This is a genomic window from Caballeronia sp., from assembly GCF_049581465.1.
Classification (GTDB): domain Bacteria; phylum Pseudomonadota; class Gammaproteobacteria; order Burkholderiales; family Burkholderiaceae; genus Caballeronia.
Map to the genome: position 1 here is coordinate 1 of NZ_JBAUSA010000857.1, position 2587 is coordinate 2587.

At 62.9% G+C, this 2587-nt stretch carries 4 protein-coding genes and 1 pseudogene; 3 read left to right on the forward strand and 2 right to left on the reverse strand.

The window, feature by feature from the left end; all coding sequences use genetic code 11:
* Positions 1-75 precede the first annotated feature (75 nt).
* Genes WCA53_RS21010 through WCA53_RS21020 form a run of 3 tightly spaced genes read left to right on the forward strand, consistent with a single transcriptional unit; the run spans position 76 to position 1810 of the window.
* A complete protein-coding gene (locus WCA53_RS21010; RefSeq protein ID WP_423915175.1) occupies positions 76-867 on the forward strand; it encodes a PilW family protein in 792 nt (263 codons plus the stop codon).
* Positions 864-1391, forward strand: a complete 528-nt coding sequence (locus WCA53_RS21015) for a pilus assembly PilX family protein (protein ID WP_423915178.1) — start codon at positions 864-866, stop codon at positions 1389-1391. The genes WCA53_RS21010 and WCA53_RS21015 overlap by 4 nt, the downstream gene beginning before the upstream one ends.
* Entirely contained in the window at positions 1388-1810 is a 423-nt protein-coding gene (locus WCA53_RS21020) for a type IV pilin protein (RefSeq protein WP_423915180.1), read from the forward strand. The genes WCA53_RS21015 and WCA53_RS21020 overlap by 4 nt, the downstream gene beginning before the upstream one ends.
* A gap of 14 nt (positions 1811-1824) precedes the next feature.
* Here the strand turns inward: WCA53_RS21020 and WCA53_RS21025 are convergent, their stop codons facing one another.
* A complete protein-coding gene (locus tag WCA53_RS21025; RefSeq protein ID WP_423915182.1) occupies positions 1825-2340 on the reverse strand; it encodes a DUF3318 domain-containing protein in 516 nt (171 codons plus the stop codon).
* Positions 2341-2388: 48 nt separating this feature from the next.
* Positions 2389-2587 (reverse strand): annotated as a pseudogene (locus tag WCA53_RS21030) (hypothetical protein); the annotation flags it as partial.

Consider the following 2587-nt stretch of genomic DNA (forward strand, 5'->3'; position numbering starts at 1 on the left):
CCCTGACAGCGGACAGCTCTGCGCGGAGCCGGGCATGGGCGCCAAGCTGGCGTGCGTGGCCGTGGCGTTCGCGCGATGACTCATTCCATTCAAGAACAACGTGGCCATACACTGCTCGAATTATCGATATCGGTGGCCCTCGGCCTAGTCATCGTCCTGGCGATGATTTCGCTGTATCGCGGCCAGCGAATTTCCTTCGAGCGCGCCGCCGAAACTGCGCGTCTGCACGAAGCCGCAGCCACCGCGCTCGACTTGATTGGCCAGCAGATGCAAATGGCGGGTTTTGTGTCGGCAAGCAATTCACTGACGGGAAACCTGCCCACGCTTTTCGGTTGCACGAAGGGGCGTCCGGTCGGCGCCGACAATGCGCCGTCATGCGAGACGCTGACAAGTCGTTCCGACGGCGTCCTTGTCCGCTACGCAGCCGATACAGTTTCAACGTGGCCGTCTTCGTCGGGTTCCTCAACCGATTGCCTCGGCCAGAACTCGTCGGGTGAGCAGATCACCAACCGCTTCTACGCGAAGGCGAGTTCGTCAACAGTCGAGCCCGAACTGTATTGCGAGGGAAGCGGCAAACCGGGAACGGGACAGCCGCTTGTCGAGGGAATCGAGCGACTCAAGATTGACTACTGGCTGAAGGACGCATCGTTCGCCGTCGACGCCAACGCGATCGCGCGTGATCGCTGGCCGTTGGTCGTCGCCGCCGATCTATGCGTGCTCGTGCGCGGCGAGTTGGGTAGTGCTTCGGTGCGCCCTCGCTACACGGATTGCGACGGTACGTTGGTCATGTCTTCCGACGGGCGTATGCGGCAAGCCTTTTGGCGTCGCATCGCGTTGCGCAATGGACGAAGCGGGGAGTCGTCATGACACAACGAGTCTACTCGCGCGGCACCGCGTTGCCGATCGTACTGCTTATGTCTTCCATGCTCCTCGTCACCGCCGCAGCGTCGTTCGAAATGGCGCTGGTGCGTGCCCGCGCAACCGCTCATTCCGGCGATCGGGTGCTGGCGTTCCACAGCGCCGACAGCGCGTTAAATCGATGCGCACGCGTCGCAATCGAGTCGATGTCCGGGCAAAAGACGCCCTCCGATCCACTCGCTGGAGAACCCGTCCAATGGCGCCTGAAGGCTTCGTTCGAAGGTGCATCGGCGGACTCGATTGTGCCGTTTGCATCGTGGCCCCATGCGGCACGGCCGCCCCAATGCCTGATCGAAGCATGGCCGGCGCTGGTTCAAGGGCAGGCGGGCGCGTTTCTGATCACGGCGCGAGGCTTCGGCCGAACTATGGGCAGCGAGGTCTGGCTGCAACAACAGATCAATATCGTGGAAGGCCACGTGGTGCAGCATTGGCGACGCGTCGTGGCGCGACCGTTTCAGGGGACGTCGCCGTGAGCACCAAGGGATTCACGTTACTGGAACTCATGATTACGCTCGGGGTCGCGGCGATCATTGCCACGTTCGCGATGCCGGCGTACCAGCAACACGTGGCGAAGGGGCATCGACTGGACGCGATCGCGGCGCTTTATCGAGCTGCACAATTTATCGAGAGCGCGCGGACCGTGTCGGGCAGTGAGTCGGCCACCCGGCTTCCAGTCGGCTTAGACCAGGCGCCGGCCCATGGGACGGCGATCTACTTGTTGCGGATGCTCGGCGAATCGGACGCGAACGGTGGCTATTCGATCGAAGCAGAACCGGTGAGCGCCGGCGACGCTTGTGGCGTCTTCTCGCTGGATGCAACGGGCGCGATGTCGAACCGGCTGGCCGAAAAACTGACGCCGCCCAAAGTGGCGGCGTGCTGGAACGGCAAATGAGCGTACGACTCAGCTCAGGCGTGGGGACCGACGGTCTCTTGCGACGCATCCGCCGATGCGTCGGGCGGCGTAGACCTGATCTGTTGCCATACTCTATAAGCTTCCCAGCCCACGAGACCCAATCCGCCCCACTTGAGGATGGGCTTCGCGCTGCGCAGCAGACGCGCGCGGACAGGCTTGGCGAGCAAGAGCGATGTAAGCGAACTCACCACGGGATACTGCTTGAGCAGCAAACCCAATCCCCGGCTGTTGAACCAGCCGCCCAGGCTGCTCAAGCCACTCAGCCGGCTCATGAAGCCCCCGCTACCCGACCCCTTGCGGCCAGTGCGGCGTCCCGGCATCAAGAACTTCAGTACGCTGAAATGCTTCACCGAATAGCGCAGGTACGTGCTCGCCTGCACCACTTCCATCCGCTCGACGTCGGCGCGCGCGATCAGCAGTTCCTTACGCAGCGCGCGCATGTGGGGCGTGCTCAACGAATGCGTGCTCGCTCGCTTGCGAGCTTTGAAGGTGTCGTCTTGGTGACTCATGGCGGGGCGGGCTCTTGGAAAGTCGTCGATGAAAGCGGTCTTATCGTGTCAGTGAAACAGATCCCGATCCTTCTTGAACTCGGCGAGCGTGCCGAAGACCAGCCGGGTGGTGCAAAAGTTCCGATCGGCGATCCAGAGGTCGCCCGGCTCGACTCCGGGCAGAACCTGATCGATCAGGGACCGCCCCTGGGCGTGGGCATCCTCGCACGGGACGACATCGATGACCAGCATGGCGGCCGGGTCGAGG

Coding starts and splice junctions, on each gene's coding strand:
- WCA53_RS21010 (WP_423915175.1), top strand. CDS start 76: ATGACTCATTCCATTCAAGAACAACGTGGCCATACACTGCTCGAATTA.
- WCA53_RS21015 (WP_423915178.1), top strand. CDS start 864: ATGACACAACGAGTCTACTCGCGCGGCACCGCGTTGCCGATCGTACTG.
- WCA53_RS21025 (WP_423915182.1), bottom strand. CDS start 2,340: ATGAGTCACCAAGACGACACCTTCAAAGCTCGCAAGCGAGCGAGCACG.